Raw genomic sequence first — 23,295 nt, 5'->3', positions numbered from 1 at the left:
TGCTCCGATCGGGGGGCGCTCCGTGCGGAACTACCCCCTTCTGAATTGACCCGGGCTCAACTATGTTCGTATGTCGTCGGGGAGCCGGGTCGAGACCGTGATCCACTCTCCGGCTCAAACGGCGGGAAGTCTCCGGGGGGAGACGTCATAACCGGGGGAAATATTATGCACATTCAGGATTCTCATTGGCAGACCACTGCTGAGGTCACGTCCCATTCGTCCGACGGGATCGGGCGAAGCGGAGCTGTGGGGGCAGTGGACACGGTGGGTTCGGCCGGCGCGGTCCCGGCAGGCGGGGCGGCCGGAGTGACCGGGGCGGTCGGTGTGGTCGTGACGGCTGGAACGAACGGCCGCTCGGCTCCGCTTCGCGTGGACGCGCAGCGGAATCTGGAGCATGTGCTGCGAGCCGCGCGCGAGGTTTTCGGCGAGCTGGGATACGGGGCTCCGATGGAGGACGTGGCGCGCCGCGCCAGGGTCGGAGTCGGCACGGTGTACCGGCGGTTCCCGAGCAAGGACGTGCTGGTGCGGCGGATAGCCGAGGAGGAGACCTCCCGGCTGACCGACCAGGCGCGGGCCGCGCTGGGCCAGGAGGACGAGCCGTGGTCGGCGCTGTCGCGCTTCCTGCGGACGTCCGTGGCGTCGGGAGCGGGACGGTTGCTGCCGCCGCAGGTGCTGCGGGTCGGGGTCGATGTCGGCGCCGATGGCGGTGCGGATGTCCATACCGCCGGCGACGTCGAGGGCTCGTCCGCCGCCGGGGAATCGGGAGCCGCAGCGGCTTCCGGACCGGGCTCGGGCGGTGCGCGGGACGAGACGCGAGTACCTCAGCAGCGCCAGGGCGCGGACCAGGTCGGCCTCCGGCCGGTCGACGGGCGCTCCGGCTCCGCCGCGGAGATCGGCCCCGATGCCGACGACGCGGGAGCCGGCGAACTGCTGGAGGTCGTCGGCCGACTGGTGGACCGGGCGCGGGCAGCCGGTGAGCTGCGTCGCGATGTGACGGTGGCGGACGTGCTGCTGGTCATCGCGACAGCGGCGCCATCGCTGCCTGACCCGGCTCAGCAGGCCGCGGCTTCGAGCCGACTGCTGGACATCCTTCTGGAGGGACTGCGTTCACGGCCGGTGGCGTGAACGGGGTGTGATCGCGGCCCGATGCGTGGGCGAGAGAGGCGGTCCCCCGGAAGGCTCGGATGCGCGGACGGCACGAACGAGTCGCCCGAGTATGCGGCCGGGCGCCTCGGGTACGTAGCCGGCGCGAACGAGTCGCCGAGTGTGCGGCCGGGGTGAGTGGCTGACATGGCCCGTTTCGGAGGGTCCTGCTCAGCGGCTCGTTCCCGTTCGTCCCTTGCACGCATCGGGCTTCCGCATCCGGCTTCCACGTCCTGGGGCCGAGCCAGGTTTCCCCTTACGGACGCCGTCCGAACTGGCCTTGATCGGTGTGCGTTCCGTGCTCTCAACGCAGGGTGGGCACTCGGCAGGGCCCTCGCCGAGCAGGCTGCCCGCCCCTTTGTCCTCAGCCTCCACGTACAAAAGAAGCGCGAAGACCCTTCCCCGAATGAGTGGCTACTAGTGCTCACATTCGAGAAAACGCCCCGGATGAGTGGTTGCTGGGGCTGAGTCGTCGGCGTGATTGCGCCATGTGACAGTCTTGCCCGGTGTTCGGGTCCGACAGCGCATACGGGAGCTTCCGCGATGACTGGTGACGGGCAGCAGGAAGAGTCGTTCGACGACGTCTCCGCCGTGGGCGGTGCGACGGAGGCCGGTGGGCTGTCCTCTCCGCAGGTACCGAGCCAGGCCGGACCCGGGCGAGCCGACGGTGACACCGGGGGCCGCACCGTCCTGCCCGGTCCGTGGCCGGCGCCTGCCGAGGCCGGTGTCGAGCCCGAGGGCGCGGTGCCGATGCAGCGGGAGGGCCGCAGCAGCACCGCCGGTGCCTCCGACTCTCCGTTCTCGGACGCCGAGTTGATCACGCAGATGCGGGACGGCGACGATCTCGCGTACGAGGAACTGTTCCGGCGGCATTCGGACGCGGTGCGCCGCTACGCGCGCACCTGCTGCCGGGACGCGCACACCGCCGACGACCTGACGGCTGAGGTCTTCGCCCGCACACTGCAGGCGGTACGGAGGGGCAAGGGGCCCGAGGAGGCTGTACGGGCCTACCTCATGACCGCCGTCCGCCACGTCGGAGCCGCCTGGACCAAGACCGCGAAGCGGGAGCAATTGGTCGATGACTTCGCGGTGTTCGCCGCCCAGGCATCCCAGTCGTCCCAGGTGTCGGACGCGGACACGCTCGACCTCGGTGCCGATGTGCTGGCGATGCACGAGGCCGAACAGTCGATGGCGATGCAGGCCTTCCGCAGCCTGCCGGAGCGCTGGCAGGCGGTGCTGTGGCACACCACCGTCGAGGAGGAGTCGCCCAGCGAGATCGCCCCGTTGTTCGGGCTGACCGCCAATGCCACGGCGGTGCTGGCCAGCCGGGCCCGCGAGGGGCTCAAGCAGGCCTACCTGCAAGCGCATGTGAGCCAGGCTCTCACCTCGGACGGCGACTGCGCGCGGTACGCCGACCGCCTCGGCGCGTATGCCCGGGGCGGGCTCCGGATGCGGGCCGAGCGCGGGTTGCGCGGGCATCTGGACGAGTGCGTGAAGTGTCGGCTCGCCGCGGGCGAACTGGCCCATGTCAACGCCGGGATTCCCGCGCTGCTGCCGGTCGCGGTCATCGGCTGGTTCGCCGCCGGGTACACGCTCAAGGCCGCCGGAATCGTCGCCGGTGGCGCGGCCGGGGCCGCGGGCGCCGGAGTCGCGGCGGCGGCGACCGGCGGGAGCGCGTCCGGGGGCTCGGCAGGTGGTGCCGCGGTCTCCGAAGGACTCGGTGCCCCGGCGAAGGCCGGTATCGCGGCGGCGGTTGCCGTGGCCGTGACGGCCGGACTGGCCTGGGCTCTGGTCGGCAACGACCAGCCGAAGCCCGAGGCCGAGCACGCGGCGAAGCCGGCCGTCGTGGCGCCTGCCGCGCCGACCCCGGCGCCGCCAAGGCCGACCCCGCCGCCGAAGCCCGCACCGCCCGCTCCACCCGCGTCCTCCGCACCGAAGTCGCCTCCCCCGCCGGAGCCCGCACCCACCCCGAAGCCGACCCCGAAACCCCCCTCGAAGCCGATACCGAAGCCGATACCGAAGCCGACATCGAAGCCGGTGCCACCCGCACCACCTGTCCCGACCCCGACGCCCCCCGCGCCGAAGCCCACCCCGAAGCCGAAGCCGACGTCCACCCCGACGGCGACGCCCCCTGCGCCGCCTGCGTCGACCGTCTACCGGGTCAGTGAGCTGAGCTACTCGATGCAGGGCGACCACACCGAACCGGAGGTGGTGATCAATGAGAGCGGTTGGGTCTGGCAGCGTTCCGGTCTGTCGATCGGCGGCACGCGGTACGCCCACGGCGTGACGGTCCACGGCAAGTCCTCGGTCACGATCCAGCTGAACCGGCAGTGCACGCGTTACGAGGCCGTGGTCGGGATCGACGACATGACACTGGGGCTGGGCTCGGTGCGCTTCTCCGTATTCAACGGTGACGGGGCACGGCTGTGGCAGTCCCCCGTGATGAAGGGCAACGACCCGGCCGTGCCCGTCGGAGTGGGTATCGCCGGTCAGGAGAGGATCCGGCTCGTCGTCGAGCGGACGCGACCGGGTGGCGGCGTGGCACTCGCCGACTGGGCGGATTCGGTCATCAGCTGTCAGTGAGGCGATCGGGCACCGCCCCTGCGGACGGAGCGCCCGGGAGTTCCTCGGTGATGCGGGTCGGGTGCGGTCGGACACCTGCCGGCCGTCGCGTACCACCGACAACGACCGCCACGGCCACGGCCCCGCCCACCGCTACGGCTGCAGTGTCCGCCTCGCCGGGACGACTCCGCCCGCCACCGCGCGCTGGCGAGGTGCCGCCGTGCCCGTCCAGCAGGTGCCGCGCCGCGAGACCAGGCGGCGGAGCCAGAGTTCCGTGGACGCCAGGTGCGCCAGGCCGTCCAACGGGAGCGGCTCACCCTCCGAGGCGGCGCGCAGGGCCTTCCGTACGACGCGGGCCTCGATCAGGCCCGCGTCGGCGAGCAACGGGGCGTCGAAGAGGGCGATCAGGTCGGGCAGTGCGGCGCGCAGGCCCGTGCGGGCCGTCGCGTTCGAGGTGGCCAGGGAGGGGGTGCCCCAGCCGGACGGCAGTTCGTGAATGCCCGCGCCCGCGAGCACCCGGCGCAGAATCGCGGCGCGGGCGCCCGGCTGGACCCGGAGCGATTCGGGGAGCGCCCGGGCGGCGCGTACGACCTGGTTGTCGAGGAACGGGGCGTGGAGCCGCTGGCTGCGGTTCTCCGCGGCCTGCTCCAGGATCCGGTGGTCCGCGGCGTACCGGGCGAGGGCCGCCCTGGCACGGGCCTCGCCCGGACGCTGGACGGAGGCGGGCCGGATCGCCGCCTCCTGAAGGCGAACCGATACTTCGGCGAGCGCCTCCCCCGTCAGCCAGTGTGCGGCGGGCCCCGGCCGCGACCAGGCGAGGGCGGCGAGCGAGGCGTCGGCGGGGGTGTCGAGGTCGGGGGTGTGGCGGTTCGCGTCCGGCAGCAGGCCGGCCGCCGTCTCCAGGCCCGTGCGGTACGACGTACGGGACAGGCGGCGGGCCGCGCGATAGACGGTCAACGGCACGAAGAGGGAGTGCGCGGTAGGGCCCTCGGCCTTGGCGAGTGCGGCGACCGGGCGCAGCAGGTGGCGTCGGCGCCGGTCCATCAGCAGGTCGGCGAGGCGGGCCGGGTGGGCGTCGAGCACCTGCCGGGCGCCGCCGCCGACGAAGTGGTCGGCGCTGCCCGAGGCGAGGCGGCGACGATGGCGCTCGGCGACGACGAGGGACGGGCCGGGTTCATCGGTGAGTGGGCCGCCCCCCAGATCGGCGTAGGGCAGCGCCTCCTCCCCGGCGGCGACGACGACATGGTGCAGGCGCGGGTTGGCCGCGATGACGCGGGCGCGTTCGAGTTCGTCCTCGTGGCCGCGGGTGGTGAGGTCGTTGAAGGTGACGGCGAGCAGCCGCTCCCCCGCTCCCGTGCCGTGGCCGAGGAGGGTGCCCGGCAGGCCCGGCAGTCCGGCGGCGAGCAGGGCAAGGGTGGCGGAGGCACTGCCTCCGGAGAGGTCGGCGCCGATGCCGGGTACGGGTGCGCCGCGGGCGGCGCGTCGTTCGGCGGGACCCATGCCGGGGACCGGGCCCGGGTCGGGCGGCAGGGTTTCGGGAGCGTGGCGCGGGGCCGTGAGTCTGGCACGTACTGCTTCCACCAGTGCGTCACGCACCCCGTCGACGGCACTGACGGGGTCGATCTGGGGAGCTGCGACGGCGAGGGAGGCCACCGCCTCGTACCCGGTGATCTCGCGCGACCCCTCGCGGAGGATGAGCGCGTGCCCCGGCGGGATGCGCTTCACTCCGGCGTACGGGGTGCCGTCGCGCAGCGCCTCCGGTGTTTCGGGGCAGGCGAGCAGGGCGGCCAGGTGACCGATGTCCAGCTGGGCCTCGATGAGGTCGGCGAGCGGGAGGGCGGCAGTGGCGTACGCCGTACCGCCGGCCCAGGGGGTGTAGAAGACCGGGCGGGCCCCGGCGAGGTCCCCGATGACGGTGATCCGGCGGCCGACCTGGACGACGACCGTGTAGCTGCCGGGCCAGGAGGTGAGATGGCGCAGGGCCCCACCGCGGGCGGCGAGGAGGCCGACGCGCAGCTGTTCGTCGGTGGCGCTGCAGCAGCCGAGGACGGCCATGCGGGCGGTGGGCGCGCCCTCCGCGGTCTCGACCGTGCTGATACGGATCTCGTCGGGGCGCCAGTCGCCGACGGCCCAGAGCGGATCCGGGTCGCCCCACAGCAGTTGGGATCCGACGGGGTGCATCGTGCGCCCGTCTTCACTGGCGCCCACCGCACCGGCCGTGCCGAAGCTCGCGGCGATACTGCTCCACCCCACCAACCAACGCATCGCCGCCTCCACAGGCTGTGGACGAAATGGCGCAGCAGGAAGGCATCGGGAGAACTCCGGTGGTGCGCGGCGCCGTTGCGAACATGCTGCCACGACAAAGGCGCACAGGAGGGGCTACGGACGGCGCACGTCGGAAGGGCATGCGCCCCTGGCAAAGGCCGGACCGGGACGTGCCCCGGCCGGTGCGGACGCAGCCGCGTCCGACGACGGCTCGGCAGCGGGCTTCCGACGGGACATGCGGGACACGGCCCGCGCAAGGCGGGTCATACCCCAACGGGCTTGCGTACCGGGCGCGTTGCCTTCCCCGGACGAGCAGGATCCACCGGCCGAAATCCGGCCACGTCCCGAATCACCCACGACCCGGTGGCGGACGACCGTCGGGGGGTCGACGGGATGTCCGTGAATCGCCGGGCCCAACCTCGGAGGACCGACGACATTCGGCCATTCTTGGAGCGCATTGAACCCGGACGCCAGGGAACTCGTCGTATCAGAAGTCCACTTTCGCCCCACTTCGCTCCATGATCCCCCGAATCCCTCCCGGAATCCCCCCCGTCGCCCGCCGCCGATCACCATCGGGGCGGCCGACGGGCCCTACCCCGGCCGTGAAGCCTGGCCCCGCGCGGCCCCGCACCTGCCCCGCATCGGATTCGACGCACAGTCCGGGAGGTGTCGTTCACCTCCCGGACCGGTCCGCCGCCTGCGGGGAATGAGGCGGCAGTGTCCCCCAGCCCACTGAGTCCAATGCAGTGGGCCGACCCACGCAGCAACCATGGAAGCCCTTCCGAAACAGCCGGACGAGAGCGCACGGCCGGGCGCACGGCCACACGCCAGGAGCACGTGCGGAGCCCGGCGGACGGGGCCGTCACCACGCACGAAGGACGCCTCCAGGAGCGCACGGACGGGGCGTGGAGCAGGTACTCGCGCCGGGCCCGCGTCGAGGCCCGGGCGGGGCTCCGGGTAGCTCCGGGCGGGTTTCCGTGCCGGGGCCGGGGCCCTGTGCGCGGCGACCGGAGCCGCACGCCGGCGACGGCCCGAGCGGAGCCTCGGACCCGCTCGCCTCCGCACGGACAACAATCCCGCCATACGGACGTCTGCCCCTTAACGGTAGGGATGCGGCGAACTACGCTGGGTTTACTGAGGTCCTCGGCAGGAGGCATATTCCTCGGGGCTCGGCCATATGCGTGTGCGGTCGGAGTGCCGGGGTTCGTCCCTGGGGAGGACACGGTACGAATGCCGCGCGCCGCAACGGTGACGCGGCGGCCGTCTGTGTGTCGAGGGGTGGCGCATGTCCAGGGAGCAACGCGGACCGAACGAGAAGCTCGGAACCGTTCTCGCCCTCGCGGGAATCAGCAACGCCGGGCTCGCCCGGCGGGTCAACGACCTCGGGGCGCAGCGCGGTCTGACACTTCGGTACGACAAGACCTCGGTGGCCCGGTGGGTCTCCAAGGGCATGGTGCCGCAGGGCGCCGCGCCCCATCTCATCGCGGCGGCGATCGGGGCCAAACTCGGCCGCCCGGTCCCGCTGCACGAGATCGGTCTCGCGGACGCCGATCCGGCCCCGGAGGTCGGACTGGCCTTTCCGCGGGACGTGGCCGAAGCGGTCCGTTCGGCGACCGAGTTGTACCGGCTGGATCTGGCCGGGCGGCGGGCGGGCAGTGGCGGGATCTGGCAGTCGCTGGCGGGTTCGTTCTCGGTGAGCGCGTACGCGACGCCCGCGTCCCGCTGGCTGATATCCCCCGCCGACCCGTCGGTGGCGCGCGATGCGACGGCTGCCGAGGCAGCCATCCTCGGCACCCAGGGCGCAAGGGGCGCACGCACCGGTGCAGGGGCGCAGAGGGCACCGGGCATGACGGGGAAGAGCACGGAGCCGGAGTCCGATGCACCCGGCGCGTCCGGTACCGCGGGCTCCCGGACCGCTCGGAAACCGCTCGGCACACAGCCGGCGCCCGGAGCACCGGAGACCCAGGCAACTCAAGCGGCACAAGCGGGTCAAGCGGCCCAGAACGCGCTGAATGCGCAGGCGGCTCAGGCTGCGCTGGGAACCCTGGGGGCCATGGGCACGCAGCGGACGCCGTCCATCCCCGCCCAGCCGGGCCCGGAGGCAACACCCGGGTCCGTGCCCACTGCTGCGGCTCCGAGCACACACGCGAGCGCGCACGCGCACACGACCGCCACCACGTTCACGAGCGACATCTCCCCGCTGCGGGTCGGCCACAGCGATGTCTCCAAGCTGCGCGAGGCCGCCCAGGACGCCCGTCGCTGGGACTCCAAGTACGGCGGCGGGGACTGGCGTTCCTCCATGGTCCCCGAGTGCTTACGGGTCGACGCCGCACCGCTGCTGCTCGGTTCCTACAGCGACGAAGTCGGCCGGGCGCTCTTCGGTGCCGCGGCGGAGCTGACCAGGCTCGCCGGGTGGATGGCCTTCGACACCGGCCAGCAGGAGGCCGCGCAGCGCTACTACATCCAGGCCCTGAGACTCGCGCGGGCCGCGGCCGACGTGCCTCTCGGCGGTTATGTCCTCGCCTCGATGTCGCTGCAGGCGACCTATCGAGGTTTCGCCGACGAGGGGGTCGACCTCGCGCAGGCCGCCGTCGAACGCAACCGGGGGCTCGCCACCGCCCGCACCATGAGCTTCTTCCGCCTGGTGGAGGCCCGCGCCCACGCGAAGGCGAGCGACGCAGCCGCCGCGGGGGCCGCGCTCAAGGCCGCCGAGGGCTGGCTGGAGCGTTCCCGGGACAGCGATGCGGACCCGTCGTGGCTGGGCTTCTACTCGTACGACAGGTTCGCGGCCGATGCCGCGGAGTGCCACCTCGACCTGAAGGCGCCCCGGCAGGTGCGGCGCTTCACCGAGCAGGCCCTGTCCAGGCCGACCGAGGAATTCGTCCGCTCGCACGGATTGCGGCTCGTCGTGTCTGCGGTGGCCGAGTTGGAGTCGGGGAATCTGGACGCGGCCTGCGCGGCGGGCACCCGGGCGGTGGAGGTGGCGGGCCGCATCTCTTCGGCGCGGACCACGGAGTACGTGCGGGACCTGCTGCACCGGCTCGAACCGTACGGGCACGAGCCGCGCGTCGCCGAGCTGCGTGAGCGGGCCCGGCCACTGCTGGTGGCGCCCGCGTAGCCGCACCGCGCGGGGCGAGCGCTCGCACGCCCCGGGGCTTCCGCACGGCATCGCCCCGGCGCCCCGTCCCGGGGCCGGGCACTCCTCGGCGCCCGGCACGCGCCCCGAGGTCACTGCGTCTCCCGCGTCCCCATGTCATACGGACGACGTCCGGACGGCATACGGACGGTGTCCGGCGGGCCACCGGACGCCGCCCGCGTAAAGATCCGGCGCCACGCTGGGCTTCGCTGGTTTGAGTACGTTGTCAGTGGGTCAGTGCACTATCGGGGTGGGAGGTGGCGTGATGATGACGCGCGCGGCGTACGACTGCGATGTGCTGGTGATCGGCGGCGGAATCGTCGGCCTGTCGACGGCTTACGCGATCACGCGCACCGCTCCGGGCACCCGGGTGACGGTACTGGAGAAGGAATGGGGCCCCGCCCGTCACCAGACCGGGCACAACAGCGGAGTGATCCACAGCGGCATCTACTACCGCCCCGGCTCGCTCAAGGCCCGCTACGCGGTGCGTGGCGCCGCCGAAATGGTCGACTTCTGCGCCGAGCACGGCATCGCGCACGCGGTGACCGGCAAACTGATCGTCGCGACCGAGCGGTCCGAGCTCCCCCGGCTGCACGCGCTGGTCCAGCGCGGCCGACAGCACGGGCTGCCGGTGCGCGAGCTGGGGCCCGCCCAGATCGCGCAGTACGAGCCGCAGGTCCACGGGATCGCCGCGATCCGCGCCGGGACGACCGGGGTGTGCGACTTCGCGGCGGTCGCGGCGCGGTTCGCCGCCGAGGTGAACGCGGCGGGCGGCGTGATCCGTTACGGGGCGGAGGTCACCGCGATCGACCGGCGTCCCTGGGGTGTGGCGGTGCGTACGGCGGACGGTCCGGTGGTGCGGGCCCGGGTGCTGGTCAACTGCGCGGGGCTGCACTGCGACCGGGTGGCGCGGCTCGCGGGCGACGATCCGGGCGTACGGATCGTTCCCTTCCGCGGGGAGTACTACGAGCTGGCGCGGCCGGAGTTGGTGCGCGGCCTGGTCTACCCGGTACCCGATCCGGCGTTCCCGTTCCTCGGCGTGCATCTGACCCGCGGCCACGACGGCGGTGTCCACGTCGGGCCGAACGCGGTGCCGGCGCTGGCCCGTGAGGGATACGACTGGCCCGTCGTGCGCCCCCGTGAGCTGGCGGACACCCTGACCTGGCCCGGCACCTGGCAGATCGCGCGCAGACACTGGCGGTACGGGGCGGGCGAGGTGCGCCGTTCGCTGTCGAAGCGTGCGTTCACGACGGCCGTGCAGCGACTGCTGCCCGAGGTCACGGCGGCCGATCTGCGGCCCGCCCCGGCCGGGGTCAGGGCGCAGGCCGTACTGCGGGACGGCACCCTGGTCGACGACTTCCTGATCCGCGAGGCCCCGCACACCGTTCACGTGCTGAACGCCCCGTCGCCCGCCGCGACGGCCTCCCTGCCCATCGGGCGGGAGGTGGCACGCAGGGCGCTGCTCCGGGCGCAGGGGACGGGATGGAGGCCGCCCGCCGTAGAATCGGGGCATTGTGTCTGAGTCCTTGAATCCCTCCGCGAACCACTCGGCGAGCCTCTCCGCGAGCCCGTCCGCGCATCCTTCCGCCCCGAAGCCCGGCGAGGCCGCGGCCGGAGCGAGCAGCGCCTCGGCCGAGCCGGGCACCGCTTCCCCGGTTCAGCCCGCCGCCTCCCCCGCGGCAGGGATTCCGGACGGTCTGCGCGCCGCCTCCTTCGAGCGGCAGCGCAGGCTGCGCCAGGAACCGCGCTTCCCCGGCGGACCGGCCATCGACCCCGCCGGATCGCACCACGAGCGCCGGATCCGCAGCTTCCAGCCACGCCGCAGCCGCGTCACGCCCGGCCAGGAGGACGCCCTGCTGCGGCTCTGGCCGAAGTGGGGCCTGGACATCGACGGGCAGCGCGTCCTCGATCTGCCCGAGCTGTTCGACGGACTCCCGGCCGTGCTGGAGATCGGTTTCGGGATGGGTGAGGCCACTGCACAAATGGCGGCCGACGACCCGGGCACGGGCATTCTCGCCGTCGACGTGCACACCCCCGGCCAGGGCAATCTGCTCGGCCTCGCGGACCGGAACGGCCTGACCAACATCCGGGTCGCGAACGGTGACGCGATCATCCTGCTGCGCGAGATGCTGAAGCCCGACTCGTTGGACGGGCTGCGGGTGTATTTCCCCGACCCGTGGCCCAAGAAGCGCCATCACAAACGACGGCTGATCCAGCCGGAGTTCCTCGACCTGGCGGCCCAGCGGCTGAAGACCGGCGCCGTGATCCACTGTGCGACCGACTGGGAGCCGTACGCCGAGCAGATGCTGGAGGTGCTGACCGCGCACCCCCTCTTCGAGAACACCCAGGCGGACGGCGGCTACGCGCCGCGACCGGCGTTCCGGCCGCTGACCCGGTTCGAGGGGCAGGGCCTCGACAAGGGCCATGTCGTGCACGACCTGCTCTTCGCCCGCCGCTGACGTCCACCGCTGTCGTTCACCGGCGTCGTTCACCGGTGGTGGCACCGGCGTCCGGTGGCGTCCACAGGTGGTGGCACCGGCCTCCGGGCGGGGGCCGATCGACACGGCGCCCCATGGCCAGGTGTCAGTGCTGCTCGTTAGGGTCATCAGGTGGTGTCCGACGGGTCTGTCCAGCAGCGGCAGTCACAGCCGGCCGTCCCTCTGCTCGAGGAGCAGCGCGTCGGCGAGATCCTGGCTGCCGTGCCGGAGCGCAGGCACTGGCGTTACCGGCCCCGCCGCGTCGGCATGGTGTGGCGCAGCAGGACCTTCCGCATCGTGGCCGTGTTCACGGTGCTGGCGCTGTGCGGCCTGGCGATCCTGGCCCTGGTCCGTGACCAGACAGGCACGGAGGGGTTTCTCGTCGGTCTGGGCCTCGCCGTGCTGCCCGTCCCGCTCCTGATGGCGGCGTTCCGCTGGCTGGACCGGGTCGAGCCGGCACCCTGGCGGAATCTCTTGTTCGCCTTCGCCTGGGGTGCGTTCGCGGCCGCCCTGGTCGCGATCCTCGCGAATTCGTTCGCGACCCACTGGATAGCCACGGCCACCGCCGACCCGTCGCACGCCGACACCCTCGGTGCCACGGTCATAGCGCCGGTCGTCGAGGAGAGCGCCAAGGCCGCGGCCGTGCTGCTGATCTTCCTGTTCCGGAAGCGGGAGTTCAACGGGATCGTCGACGGCGTGGTCGTCGCCGGCTTCACCGCGAGCGGCTTCGCCTTCACCGAGAACATCCTCTACCTGGGCAACGCCTTCGGCGAGGACCAGCAGATCGGCACCTCGGGCGTCGTCTCGGTGACGGCCGCGACGTTCTTCGTACGGGCCGTGATGTCGCCGTTCGCGCATCCGCTCTTCACGGTGCTGACCGGAATAGGCTTCGGGCTCGCCGCGGCCAGTGCGCGGCGGCGTCGGATCCGCCGCATCGCTCTGCCGCTGTCGGGCCTCGTTCTCGCCATGGGCATGCATGCCTTGTGGAACGGATCGGCGACCGTCGGACCGTACGGCTTCTATGCCGTGTACGGCGTGTTCATGGTCCCGGCCTTCGGCCTGGTGACCTGGCTGGCGATCTGGTCGCGCCAACGGGAGCTCCGTACGCTCTCCGCCGAGCTGCCGGCCTATGCGGCGGCCGGCTGGCTGACGCCCGCCGAGCCGCTCGCCCTCTCCTCGATGCGGGCCCGAGGCATGGCACGCGACGCGGCACGCCGACGACACTCCCTCGCGGCCCGGGGAAACTGGACGAGCCCGTACGGACCGGCACACGCGCCGCCATCGCCGACGTCGCCGGCCTACGGACCGGGCCCGGGGCACGGACCGGGGCCGGGACACCCGCAGGCACACACGTCGGTGTACGGAGCGGGATACGCACCGGGACACGGGCAGGGGTACGCGCCGGGGTTCGGGACGGGACCCGGGTACGGGTACGGGTACGGGACGGGGCGTGCTCCGGCGAGCGGATCGTCGGCCCAGGCCGGGGCTCGTACCAAGGCGCAGGCCAAGGCCCACGGCAAGGCTGCCGCCCGCACCGTCGCCGAGTACGAGTCGTTCGCGACGTCACTGGCCTCACTGCGCAGGCAGGCCCGCCGCGGGACCGCGGGTGCGGACTTCGCCGAACGCGAGCTGGAGCTGCTGCACCATCTCTGGCAGCGCAGGGACGTGGCCGCCCCCGCCCTGACGTACGCGGCGCAGGCGACGGGCCGCCTGCGCCTCCCCCGGCCGGCACCGGGCCCGTACGCTCACTCGTTCCCGCCGCCGCACACGCCGTACGGCGGCCCCGGCTACAACCCCTATCTGGCCCCGCACCAGCCGCCGCGGCGGAGCCAGTAGGGCCACGCTCGGCTCCGAAGCGTTCGTCCGCCGGGCGAGGAGGGCGGTGGACGGGGCCGACCGCGGCCGGGCGCTGAACCGTCCCGCACGCGCGAACGCCCCGGCAGCGCTGTGCTCCCGGGGCGTGAGCGGGCGACCATGCCCCTGGACGACCGTGTCAGGCGGATGCCTCGGTGAGTTCCGCCAGGTCCTGTTCGGTCAGCCGGAGGTCGGCGACGGCCACCAGGGCGGGCAGCTGTTCGACGGTGCGGGCCGAGGCGATCGGCGCGACGACGGTCGGCCGGGACGCGAGCCACGCCAGCGCGACGGTCGCGATCTCCGCGTCGTGCTCCTGGGCGACCTTGTCGAGCGCGGCCAGGACCTTCTGTCCTCGCTCCGACTCCAGGTACTGCCCCGCCTTCTCGGCCCGAGCGCTCTCCACCGAGGCACCCGGACGGTACTTGCCGGTGAGGAACCCGGAGGCCAGGGCGAAGTACGGGACGGCGGCGAGCCCGGCCCGAGCGGCCGTCTCCTGGAGTTCGCCCTCGTACGTGTCGCGGGAGACCAGGTTGTAGTGCGGCTGCAGGGCCACGTAACGGGCCAGCCCCTCGCGCTCCGAGAAGTCCAGGGACGCCTGGAGCCGCTCGGGGCTGATGTTGGAGGCGGCGATCTCCCGGACCTTGCCCTCCTTCACCAGCTCGTCGAGGGCGCTGATGATCTCCTCGACCGGGACGGTCTCGTCGTCGAAGTGCGTGTAGTAGAGGTCGATGTGGTCGGTGCCGAGCCGACGGAGCGACTCCTCCGCCGCGGCCTTGATGTTCGTGGCGGCGAGCCCCTTGTACGAGGGATGGGCGCCGACCTTCGTCGCGACGACGATCTCCGACCGGTTGGCGCGTGCCGCGAGCCACTTCCCGATGACGGTCTCCGACTCGCCGCCCTCATTGCCCGGGATCCAGGCCGAGTATGCGTCGGCGGTGTCGATGAAGTTGCCGCCCGCCGCGGCGTAGGCGTCCAGCACGGCGAACGACTGCGCCTCGTCGGCCGTCCAGCCGAAGACGTTGCCGCCGAGGGCGAGCGGGAAGACCTGAAGATCGGAAGGGCCCAGCTTACGAAGAGAAGTCATGTGTGGATCAACGGATACCGGCGGGTCCGCTATTCCGGCAGCCGGCCCTTCGGGCAGGCCCGTATCCGACCGGCAGCCCTGACGTCGGGGGGAGCGTCAGGGCTGCCGGGGTTCAGCGGCCGGCGAACCGGCTCGGGTCATGTGGGCCGCGAGGCGGCCGGCCGATCAGGGGTTGAGGCCCTTGCCGCGCAGCCAGGCCATCGGGTCGATGCCCGTACCGGCCGGGGTGTGGACCTCCAGATGGAGGTGCGGGCCCGTGACGTTGCCGGTCGCGCCGACCCGGCCGATGGTGTCACCGGTCGTGACCTTCTGGCCGACACTGACACCGATCGAGGACTGGTGGCAGAACCACAGCTCCGTACCGTCTTCGAGCTCCAGCACCGTGCGGTAGCCGTATGAACCGGACCAGCCGGCCGACTTGATCGTGCCGCTGTGTATGGCCTTGATCGGGGTACCCGTCGGCGCCGCGAAGTCGAGGCCGGTGTGGTAGCCGGAGGACCACATCGAGCCGGCCTCGCCGAAGGTCGAGGTGATCGTGTACGAGGTGGTCGGGATGGCGTAGCTCGCGGCGAGCTTGGCGAGCCGCAGGGCCTCCGCCTTCTTCTTGGCCTCTTCCGCCGCCTTCTTCTTCTCGGCGGCGACCTTGGCCTCGGCCGCGTCCTGCTGCTTCTTGGCCTCGGCGGCGGCCTTCTCCGCAGCCGCCTTCTCCTCGGCGGCCCTGGCCTCGGCGTCGGCGGCGTCCTGCTGCTGCTCGGCCTGCTGGAGGATACGGGCACGGAGCGCCTCGCCCGCGTCCGTCGTGCCCCGCTGGGCCTCGGCGGTGGTGATGCCGGCGGTGGTGAGCGGAGCGGACGCGGCGACGGCCTCGGCCTTGTCGGCTTCGGACTCGCCGGAGAACAGGGAACCCACGCCGGGAAGGGACTTGGCGTCGGGCAGGTTGTCCGCGATGGAATCGGGAAGCGAGATGGAGACCGCCGGCTTGCTCTGCGCGGTGGCCATGCCGCCCGCGCCGACCGCCGCGATGACGCCGACCCCGAGCACGGTGGAGCTACGGGCAAGTCCGTTGCGCTGCTTGGCGACGCGGTGCTTGCCGCGCACGGGGCGGACGGACTCCTCGGTGGGGTTCCACTCCTCCCGGCTTCGTTCGGGCTCACCGCCGCCGTCGGCGCGAAATCCCCTGCGGAGCTCTGCCGAGTCGCCGGGCCCGTGCAACTCACCGGACCCGAACTCACCGGTGAAGTCGCTGCCCGGCTCGGTGCCGTAGCCGGTGCCGAACGCCGTTCCCGGCTCGGTGCCGTAGCTGGCGCCGAACGCCGTTCCCGTCCCGGCGGTTGCGTAACCGGCGTCGGAAGCGAAACCGGGGCCGTACCCGAGGCCGTAGTCAGAACCGGAGCCGAAGTCGGCACCCGGGGCGAAGTCGGAGGTGAACCGCGCGGGGGCCTCGGGGGCAGGCTTGTTGGACGCCACTTGGGCGCACTCCTTTCCTTCCTTCTCGCCTACCGGGTTAGCTGACGGGTTCGGAGCAGGAAGGTCTCCTACGGGCGCCTCTGCCTCTCACGAGACACAGGTGTCCGATTCACCCCATGTAGGTGGTTCCCCGGTTCCCTTGCGGAATTCGGCGCTCGCGCACGGTGCCGCCACTGACGACGGCTGGGACGACCGCGCTGCGTTATCGAACGTTAATAGACACCCGGGCCCGATTCCAAGCTGTTCCCACTGATCGTTCCGGTCTTGGCCTGGACTTTACGTGACATAACCGGGTGGAATCGGATGAGTTGAGCGCCCCTCAGCCATTACCCGGATTCTGACGTTGCGTCAAATGTTATGCGGAGCGGTGCGCTTCGGTTACGGACGGTGGCATGCCGCGCCCCGGGCTCCGCCCGGTCCGCACCACGCACCCGCCCCACCCGTCACATCGTGTCCAGTCCCACGATCTTCACCGTCCTGCGCCGGTGCGGCTGCCCCTCCGCGGGACGTACGACCGCGAGCAGTGCCATGTCGTCGGTCGTCTCGCCGCCCGTGTGCCGCCGCACGTCGTCGGTCAGGGCGGACAGCAGTTCCTCGGGTCCCGGAAAGATCCGCCCGCGCAGCCGCGCCGCCGGATCGTAGAAGACCCCGTCGACGTTCCGCGCTTCGGAGAGGCCATCGGTGTAGAGGAGCAGGGTCGTCCCCGCCGGCAGATCCCATTCGTCCGCCCGGTCGGGCCACACCCCCAGATCCATCCCGAGCGGCAGCGCGGGCACCGATGGCCCCAGAACGTCCAGCGCCCCGTCCGGATGCAGCAGGATCGGCTCGGGATGGCCGCGGTTGACGATCCGCACCCGCGACAGCCCGGACGGGATCTCGGCCAGTACGGCGGTGGTGAAGCCCTCGACCGCGTCCAGCCCGCCCCGCCCCGTCCCCTCTCGCGCCAGCGCCCGCTCCAGCCGCTGCGCCACGCCCTCCAGCGAACGCTCCTGCTCGGCCGCCTCCCGGAACGCGCCGATGATCACCGCCACCGACTCCACGGCGTCGAGCCCCTTCCCCCGTACGTCCCCGACCACCAGCCGCACCCCGTGCGGGGTGTCCGCCACGGCGAACAGGTCGCCGCCGACGAACTCGTCCGCCTGCGCCGCCACGTACCGCGCCGCCACATGCAGCCCGCCGATCCGGTCGGACGGTTTGGGCAGCACGGCCCGCATGGCGGTCTCCGCGATCACCCGCGCGGAGGCCAATTGCTCGTTGCTGCGCCGCACGACCCCGTTGATGACGACCGCGAGGACCGACACGGTGACCAGGGTGAGCAGCTCGATCAACGGCACGGCTCGCGGCAACGTGTTGCTGTGCAGCCGCAGCGTGATGATGGCCAGGATCGAGGCGACGGCCGTGAGGATGGTGCTGGACAGCGAGAAGAACGGCGCGGCGATCAGCGGCGCGGCCACGAACAGCGGAATGGCGGTGAAGGTCGGCGGGGTGAGGAAGTCGAACACCAGCCCACCGATGATCATCAGGGCGGGCAGCGCGCGGACGAACCGCCTGGTACGGACACCGTCCCTGGCATGTCTGCCGCGCCGCTTCAGCCGCTTCCACACCTGTGGTCTCCTGCCCGGTACGCGCTCGGCTGCGGACGGTGCCGCGCCCCACCCCCAGGCTCACCGGACCAAGGGCGCGCGGCGACTCCTCATCGGCCAATGGGGGTACGCACGTGGCCCGGCTCACACACAGCCCGTCCTGCCCCTTCACAGGGCCGAAGGGCCGACGACCGGTCACCGGTACCCAGGGACCGGCGGCAACAGGGGGAAATGATTCGGACCCGGCACGCATGCAGCGTGCCGGGCCCGAATCATCAGTAGCGGGGACAGGATTTGAACCTGCGACCTCTGGGTTATGAGCCCAGCGAGCTACCGAGCTGCTCCACCCCGCGTCGGTGAATACAACTCTACGGCATGTCCGGCGCGCTCATGACCACTCGGCGAATCTCCCGCGTCCCGCCCCTTCGGCGCGGCCCCAAGGATCAGTTCGTCTCGGTGATACGGGGAGTGGCCTTCCCGTCGACCGCCGGTGACTTCATCGGACTCGCGCCGCGCTGCAGCGCATGGAGGATCGCCAGTCCCTGGCCGACCACGCCCGCGGCCATCTCATTGACACCGCTGGTGCCGTTGAGGACGGTGAGGTCGGCCCCCGACATGCCGCGCGCCGCCGCGTCGGCCAGCGCCGGCAGGTTCTCCACGATGCGGTTGGCCGCGATGAGCTCCTGGTTGCCGTCGCGCAGCGAGGTGGCGCGCACACTGTTGGCGTCGGCCTGGGCCTGGGCGATGGTCCGTTCGGTGTACGCGTTGCCGTCGGCCTCGAACTTCACCCGGTCCCGGGCCGCCTCGGCGAGGGTGCGCTGACGGTACGCCTCGGCGTCCGCCGGACGTCGGACCTCCGCTTCGAGCCGTTGCGCGGCGAGCGCGGCCTGCCGCTCGGCCAGCGCGGTCTGCTCCTCGATGACCTCGTGCGAGGCCTGGGCCTGGGCGAGCGGTCCGGCCTGCGCGGCGCGGGCGTTGTACTGCTCGGTCTCGGCGTGGAAGCCCGCCCGCTTGATCGCGGTGTCACGTTCGTACTCCGCCTTGAGCGCGGCGGCCTGCTGCTCGCGCTGACTGGCTTCCTGGTCGGCCTTGGCCTCGGCGATCCGGGCCTGGCTGGCGACCGCGGCGGCGTGCGGGGCGGCGAGATTGTTGATGTAGCCGGTGGCGTCGTCGATCTCCTGGATCTGGAGCGCGTCCACCACGATGCCGAGCTTCTCCATCTCGCCGTGACTGCCCGCGATGACCTCCTGCGAGACCCGGTTGCGCTCGCGGATGATCTGTTCCACGGTCAGTCCGCCGACGATGGAGCGCAGGTGTCCGGCGAAGATCCGGCCGACGAGCTCCTCCATCTGCTCCTGCTCCGTCAGGAATCGGCGTGCCGCGTTGGCGATGGACACGGCGTCGTCGCCGACCTTGAAGACCGCGACGGCCCGGACGTTGAGGCGGATGCCCTGCTGGGTCACGCAGTCCTCGGTGATCTCCGCCTCGCGCAGCGCCAGGGAGAGCATGCGCGCCTTCTGTTTGACCGGGAGCACGAAACTGCCGTGGCCGGTGACGATCCGGAACTGGGTGTCCAGGGTCTGCCCCTTGGAACCGGATATGAGCATCGCCTCGTTGGGGGCGGGAACATGCCAGAAGAACATCGGAAGACTCCTGCCGTATGTGACTGCTCGACGTGGGTGCGCCCTTGCTCCGGCTCAGGGCGGCAGGCGTTCCACGATCACCCCGCGCGCCGAGACCGAGTCGACGACAACGACGCGCACGTCCCTGTCGATCGACGTCGTCGACCATGCGGTGTAGGCCTCCGACCCGCCCCGTACGGCCACCAGCACTTCGCCCGGACCGTCGGGCGGGATCGGCACGGTGACGCGGCCGATCGCCCCGACCGGGCTCAAGGCGGACTCATCCGCCCTGTGCATGCGCCCTCGCGAGCGTCCCTGCGTGCGCCTGCCCGCGCCGCCGCTCGCGCCGCTCTCCGCGTCGCTGCTCACGCCGTTCACGCCGCTTCATGACCACGAGGCGACCCCGCCTCCTGGAGGCCGGAGCCTCCCTCGACGTTTCCACGGTACTCCGCGCCTGCCGCCCGAGGAGGGTCTCGAACACCAACGAGCGAGGGTGAATATGGGGTGATATGACTGATTTATCTTTCAGTCAGTCGACGCGATGACTCGCGGTGATAGGGGAGCCGACCGTGGACAACTACCCCCTGCTCAACCTCTTCTGGACCATGCTCTGGTTCTTCCTCTGGATCATGTGGCTGTTCCTGCTCTTCAAGGTCATCGCCGACATCTTCCGCAGCGACGACCTCGGCGGCTGGGGCAAGGCGGGCTGGCTGGTCGTGGCCCTGCTGCTGCCGTATCTGGGCGTCCTGGTGTACGTGATCGTGCGCGGCAAATCCATGGGGAAGCGGGACGTCAAGGAGGCGCAGGACCGGGAGGCGGCCTTCAAGGCGTACGTACGGGAGGCCGCCGGCGCCACCGAGGCGCACGCCCCCAAGGAGAGCAGGCACGTCGACGACCTGGCGAGACTCGCCGAGCTCAAGGACCGGGGCGCCATCACGGACGAGGAATACCAGCGGGCGAAGACGAAGCTCCTCGTCTGAGAGCCTGCCGCCCCGTCCCTGACGCACATGTCTCGCTCCTCCCGGTCCGGCGAACTGGCACGGCCCCCGGACCGCGGGGAGGCTTGAGGCATCAGCCCACGGCGGCCGCTCCCGCCCCGGTCCCGGGGTGCCGGGGCACCCGGTGCACGTGCGGCGCGCACCTCGACGGCCCGACGGGGATCGGGCGGGGCAGCGGTCCGCATCCAGGTGAGCAGGGAGATGGCCGGACCATGAACGGCACCGCGCTCGACACCCTGGACGCGATGCGGGCCGCGCTGCGCGGACCCGTCATCGCTCCGCGGGACCCGGAGTACCGGACGGCCCGCACGATCTACAACGCGATGATCGACAGACGTCCGGCGGCCGTGGTGCGATGCGGCGACGCGGCGGACGTCATGGCCGCGGTCGATTTCGTCCGGGACGAGGGTCTCGTGGTCGCGGTCCGCGGCGGCGGACACAGCGGCGCCGGCCTGTGCCTGGTGGACGACGGGGTCACCATCGACCTGTCACCCATGCGCTGGGCGCACATCGACCCCGGCACGCGCAGGGCCATGGTCGGCGGCGGCGCCACGCTCGGCGACCTCGACCACGCCGCCCACGCCTTCGGCCTGGCCACCCCCACCGGAATCCTGTCGACGACCGGAATCGCCGGTCTCACGCTGGGCGGTGGCCACGGCCATCTCACCCGCAGATACGGGCTGACGGCCGACAACCTGCTGACCGCGGACGTGGTCCTGGCCGACGGCACCGCGGTGACGGCGAGCCCCACCTCCCATCCCGACCTGTTCTGGGCGCTGCGCGGCGGGGGCGGGAACTTCGGCATCGTCACCTCCTTCACGTTCCGGATGCACCCGGTGGACACCGTGGGCGTCGCCATCACTCTCTGGCCGGTCGACCGGACCCCCGACGTACTGCGCTGGTACCGCGACTTCCTGCCCGGGGCCACCGAGGAGCTGAGCGGCTTCTTCGCCGCGCTCACCGTGCCGCCCGGTCCGCCCTTCCCCGAGGAGATCCACGGCCAGAAGATGTGCGGTGTCGTGTGGTGCTGGACGGGCGCCCCCGACCTCCTCGAAGCCACCCTGAGGCCCGTGGCCGACCCCGGACCGCCCGCATTCCACTTCATGACGCCGATGCCCTACCCCGCCCTGCAGTCCATGTTCGACGAGCTGCTCCCCCCAGGCCTGCAGTGGTACTGGCGCGGCAACTTCTTCGACCGCATCACCGACGACGCCATCGCCGTCCACGCCAAGTACACCGAGAACCTCCCCACCGGCCTGTCGACCACGCACCTCTACCCGGTGGACGGCGCCGCGCACCGGCCGGGACCCGACGACACGGCCTGGGCCTACCGCGACGCGGTCTGGTCCGGCGTCATCGCGGGCATCGACCCGGACCCGGACAACGCCGAGACGCTCAGGCAGTGGTGCGTGGACTACTGGGAGGAGCTCCACCCCCACTCGATGGGCGGTACGTACGTGAACTTCATCGGCGCGGGCGAGGCCCCGGACCGGGTGCGCGCCACCTACCGCGACCACTACGACCGCCTGGCGGCCGTCAAGCGCACCTACGACCCGTACAACTTCTTCCACGCCAACCAGAACATCGCGCCGGCGACCTGACGCGCCCGCCTTCCCCGGCCCGCGTACCGGGTACCGGGGGCCGCCCATCGGGCACAGCCGTCAGCCTCGCGTGGCCGCCGCAGCCCCGCTCATCCTCTCCGCGACGCGGACAGCCGGTCGCGCACCATCGGCCCCGTCGACCCGGTCGGCGGAATCTCCGACATGAACGGCGAACGCGACCAGCCTTCCCTGCCCCGAGCGGGCGTACGAAATGAACCAGGCGCTCGATACGTCCCCGTACGAACGCGCGGGCGGAACCCATCCGGTCCTGCCGCCGATCATCGCGCCCGGCGCACCACCACGCTCGTCCACCGGACCGGATGCCGATGTCTTCAGGGCCGACTGCAACTGCTCGGCCGTCCTCCGCCCGATGACCCGGTCGGCATGTGCGCCGGCGGCACGCCGCGGCTTCTCCACACGCCCGTCGGCATGGACCACCTTCGAGACCAGTTGGGGATCGACGCGCTTCCCGCCGTTGGCGATCACGGCCATGACCCTGGCCATCTGGACCGGCGTGGCGGTCACACCCCCTCGCCCGGTGCCGATGAGCGCCGCATCCCTCGCGCTCACGTCCCCCTCGGGACAGTCGCTCCTCCCCACCCGTACGGGGACGAGCAGCGCGTCGTCGTTGAAGCCGAAGGCCTTCGCCGTCGACACGAGACGGGGCTGCCCCACCTCGACGGCCATGGCCATGAAGACATTGCGGCACGAGTACCGCAGAGCATTCCGGATGGAGGCATTCCGGCAACGGGCGGGGTCGCTCGGCAACTCCGTGCCGCTCCCGGGCAGGGCGTACGGGAGCGGGCTGCGGGTGCTCTCGTCCACCGACGTGTACACGCCCCGCTCAAGGGCGGCGGCCGCCACGACGACCTCGAACGTCTCGTCCGGTGCCACGGCCTCGCGAAGTGCCCGGTTGAGCAACGGCTTGCCCTGATCACCCGTCAGCCGCTGCCACGCCTCGGCGTCCGCCGTGGTGTTGCCTGCGAACGACGACGGATCGTACGAGGGCGTACTCACCAGAGCCAGAAGGTGCCCGTTCTCGGCGTCCATGGCGACAGCGGCACCCTTGTGGCCGCGCAGCCCGTCACCGGCCGCCCTCTGCACATCCGGATCGATCGTGGTCATCACATCGCCGACGCCTGACTTCCCGCCACCCGGACGGCCCGTCAGCACACCGTCGTACACCCCCTCCAGGCCCATGTGCGAGAACGCCATGGACCGGTACCCCGTGACGGCCGAGTACAGCTCACCGTCCACGTATGTGCGCCGATACGGGACCTTCGCGTTCCCGGACGGCCTCGACCCGGTGACGGCCCGTCCGCCGACGAAGATGTCGCCCAGCCCTTCGCGCCCCGCACCCGTCGTCGACGACGGCGAGGGCTTCTCTCCGCCGGATCCCCCCGGAGGACCGGGTTCCGTCCCGGCCGAGCAGCCCCAGACAGGAACGACGAGCAGGGCGAGAAGGGCGGCGCGGGCGGCAAGGCGGCTGCTTGGCGAGGACAT

At 71.9% G+C, this 23,295-nt stretch carries 15 protein-coding genes, 1 tRNA gene and 1 riboswitch; of the genes, 8 read left to right on the top strand and 8 right to left on the bottom strand.

Annotation, left to right across the window (positions count from 1 at the left end; all coding sequences use genetic code 11):
* Positions 1–165 precede the first annotated feature (165 nt).
* Entirely contained in the window at positions 166–1,125 is a 960-nt protein-coding gene (locus ACIOHC_RS28990) for a TetR/AcrR family transcriptional regulator (protein WP_401844576.1), read from the top strand.
* A 561-nt stretch (positions 1,126–1,686) separates the two neighbouring features.
* Positions 1,687–3,726 (top strand): sigma-70 family RNA polymerase sigma factor, encoded by a 2,040-nt coding sequence (locus tag ACIOHC_RS28985; protein WP_365693746.1) that lies wholly within the window; start codon positions 1,687–1,689, stop codon positions 3,724–3,726.
* A 132-nt stretch (positions 3,727–3,858) separates the two neighbouring features.
* On the opposite strand, the gene ACIOHC_RS28980 is transcribed toward ACIOHC_RS28985, so the two are convergent.
* Positions 3,859–5,970 (bottom strand): asparagine synthase-related protein, encoded by a 2,112-nt coding sequence (locus ACIOHC_RS28980; protein WP_351076930.1) that lies wholly within the window; start codon positions 5,968–5,970, stop codon positions 3,859–3,861.
* Between the two features lie 1,285 nt (positions 5,971–7,255).
* On the opposite strand from ACIOHC_RS28980, the gene ACIOHC_RS28975 reads away from it, so the two are divergent.
* The 4 genes from ACIOHC_RS28975 (at position 7,256) to ACIOHC_RS28960 (ending at position 13,419) form a co-directional block, all read left to right on the top strand.
* The gene (locus tag ACIOHC_RS28975; RefSeq protein ID WP_401844574.1) at positions 7,256–9,088 is read left to right on the top strand and encodes a sporulation protein; all 1,833 of its coding nucleotides are present in this window, start codon (positions 7,256–7,258) and stop codon (positions 9,086–9,088) included.
* A 283-nt stretch (positions 9,089–9,371) separates the two neighbouring features.
* Positions 9,372–10,628 (top strand): L-2-hydroxyglutarate oxidase, encoded by a 1,257-nt coding sequence (gene lhgO / locus ACIOHC_RS28970; protein WP_401844573.1) that lies wholly within the window; start codon positions 9,372–9,374, stop codon positions 10,626–10,628.
* Positions 10,621–11,565 carry a tRNA (guanosine(46)-N7)-methyltransferase TrmB gene (trmB, locus tag ACIOHC_RS28965; protein ID WP_401844572.1) on the top strand — a complete coding sequence of 315 codons (945 nt, stop codon included), beginning with the start codon at positions 10,621–10,623 and terminating at the stop codon, positions 11,563–11,565. The genes lhgO and trmB overlap by 8 nt, the downstream gene beginning before the upstream one ends.
* 153 nt (positions 11,566–11,718) lie before the next feature.
* Positions 11,719–13,419 (top strand): PrsW family intramembrane metalloprotease, encoded by a 1,701-nt coding sequence (locus ACIOHC_RS28960; protein ID WP_351076923.1) that lies wholly within the window; start codon positions 11,719–11,721, stop codon positions 13,417–13,419.
* Between the two features lie 157 nt (positions 13,420–13,576).
* Here the strand turns inward: ACIOHC_RS28960 and ACIOHC_RS28955 are convergent, their stop codons facing one another.
* The 6 genes from ACIOHC_RS28955 to ACIOHC_RS28930 form a co-directional block, all read right to left on the bottom strand.
* Positions 13,577–14,521 carry an aldo/keto reductase gene (locus tag ACIOHC_RS28955; RefSeq protein ID WP_351076921.1) on the bottom strand — a complete coding sequence of 315 codons (945 nt, stop codon included), beginning with the start codon at positions 14,519–14,521 and terminating at the stop codon, positions 13,577–13,579.
* 165 nt (positions 14,522–14,686) lie between these two features.
* Positions 14,687–15,733, bottom strand: coding sequence for a M23 family metallopeptidase (locus ACIOHC_RS28950; RefSeq protein ID WP_351076948.1), 1,047 nt, complete (start codon positions 15,731–15,733; stop codon positions 14,687–14,689).
* A gap of 266 nt (positions 15,734–15,999) precedes the next feature.
* A riboswitch (cyclic di-AMP (ydaO/yuaA leader) is annotated at positions 16,000–16,152 on the bottom strand.
* Between the two features lie 279 nt (positions 16,153–16,431).
* Entirely contained in the window at positions 16,432–17,592 is a 1,161-nt protein-coding gene (locus ACIOHC_RS28945) for a PP2C family protein-serine/threonine phosphatase (RefSeq protein WP_401844570.1), read from the bottom strand.
* A gap of 258 nt (positions 17,593–17,850) precedes the next feature.
* Positions 17,851–17,924 (bottom strand) — tRNA-Met (locus ACIOHC_RS28940).
* A gap of 90 nt (positions 17,925–18,014) precedes the next feature.
* Entirely contained in the window at positions 18,015–19,214 is a 1,200-nt protein-coding gene (locus tag ACIOHC_RS28935; RefSeq protein ID WP_351076916.1) for an SPFH domain-containing protein, read from the bottom strand.
* A 54-nt stretch (positions 19,215–19,268) separates the two neighbouring features.
* Entirely contained in the window at positions 19,269–19,466 is a 198-nt protein-coding gene (locus ACIOHC_RS28930) for a hypothetical protein (protein ID WP_351076913.1), read from the bottom strand.
* A 296-nt stretch (positions 19,467–19,762) separates the two neighbouring features.
* Here ACIOHC_RS28930 and ACIOHC_RS28925 point away from each other — a divergent pair, with 296 nt between their 5' ends.
* Both ACIOHC_RS28925 and ACIOHC_RS28920 read left to right on the top strand, forming a co-directional pair.
* Entirely contained in the window at positions 19,763–20,173 is a 411-nt protein-coding gene (locus tag ACIOHC_RS28925; RefSeq protein ID WP_365693751.1) for an SHOCT domain-containing protein, read from the top strand.
* A 230-nt stretch (positions 20,174–20,403) separates the two neighbouring features.
* On the top strand, positions 20,404–21,792 hold the full coding sequence (locus ACIOHC_RS28920; RefSeq protein ID WP_401844568.1) for an FAD-binding oxidoreductase: 1,389 nt from the start codon (positions 20,404–20,406) through the stop codon (positions 21,790–21,792).
* Positions 21,793–21,852: 60 nt separating this feature from the next.
* On the opposite strand, the gene ACIOHC_RS28915 is transcribed toward ACIOHC_RS28920, so the two are convergent.
* On the bottom strand, positions 21,853–23,295 hold the full coding sequence (locus ACIOHC_RS28915) for a penicillin-binding transpeptidase domain-containing protein (protein WP_401844591.1): 1,443 nt from the start codon (positions 23,293–23,295) through the stop codon (positions 21,853–21,855).

Origin of the sequence: Streptomyces sp. NPDC088252 (assembly GCF_044740965.1) — a bacterium.
Taxonomy (GTDB): Bacteria; Actinomycetota; Actinomycetes; order Streptomycetales; family Streptomycetaceae; genus Streptomyces.
Note: the sequence above shows the minus strand (reverse complement) of the source record. Positions and strands in the feature narration are given on the sequence as shown.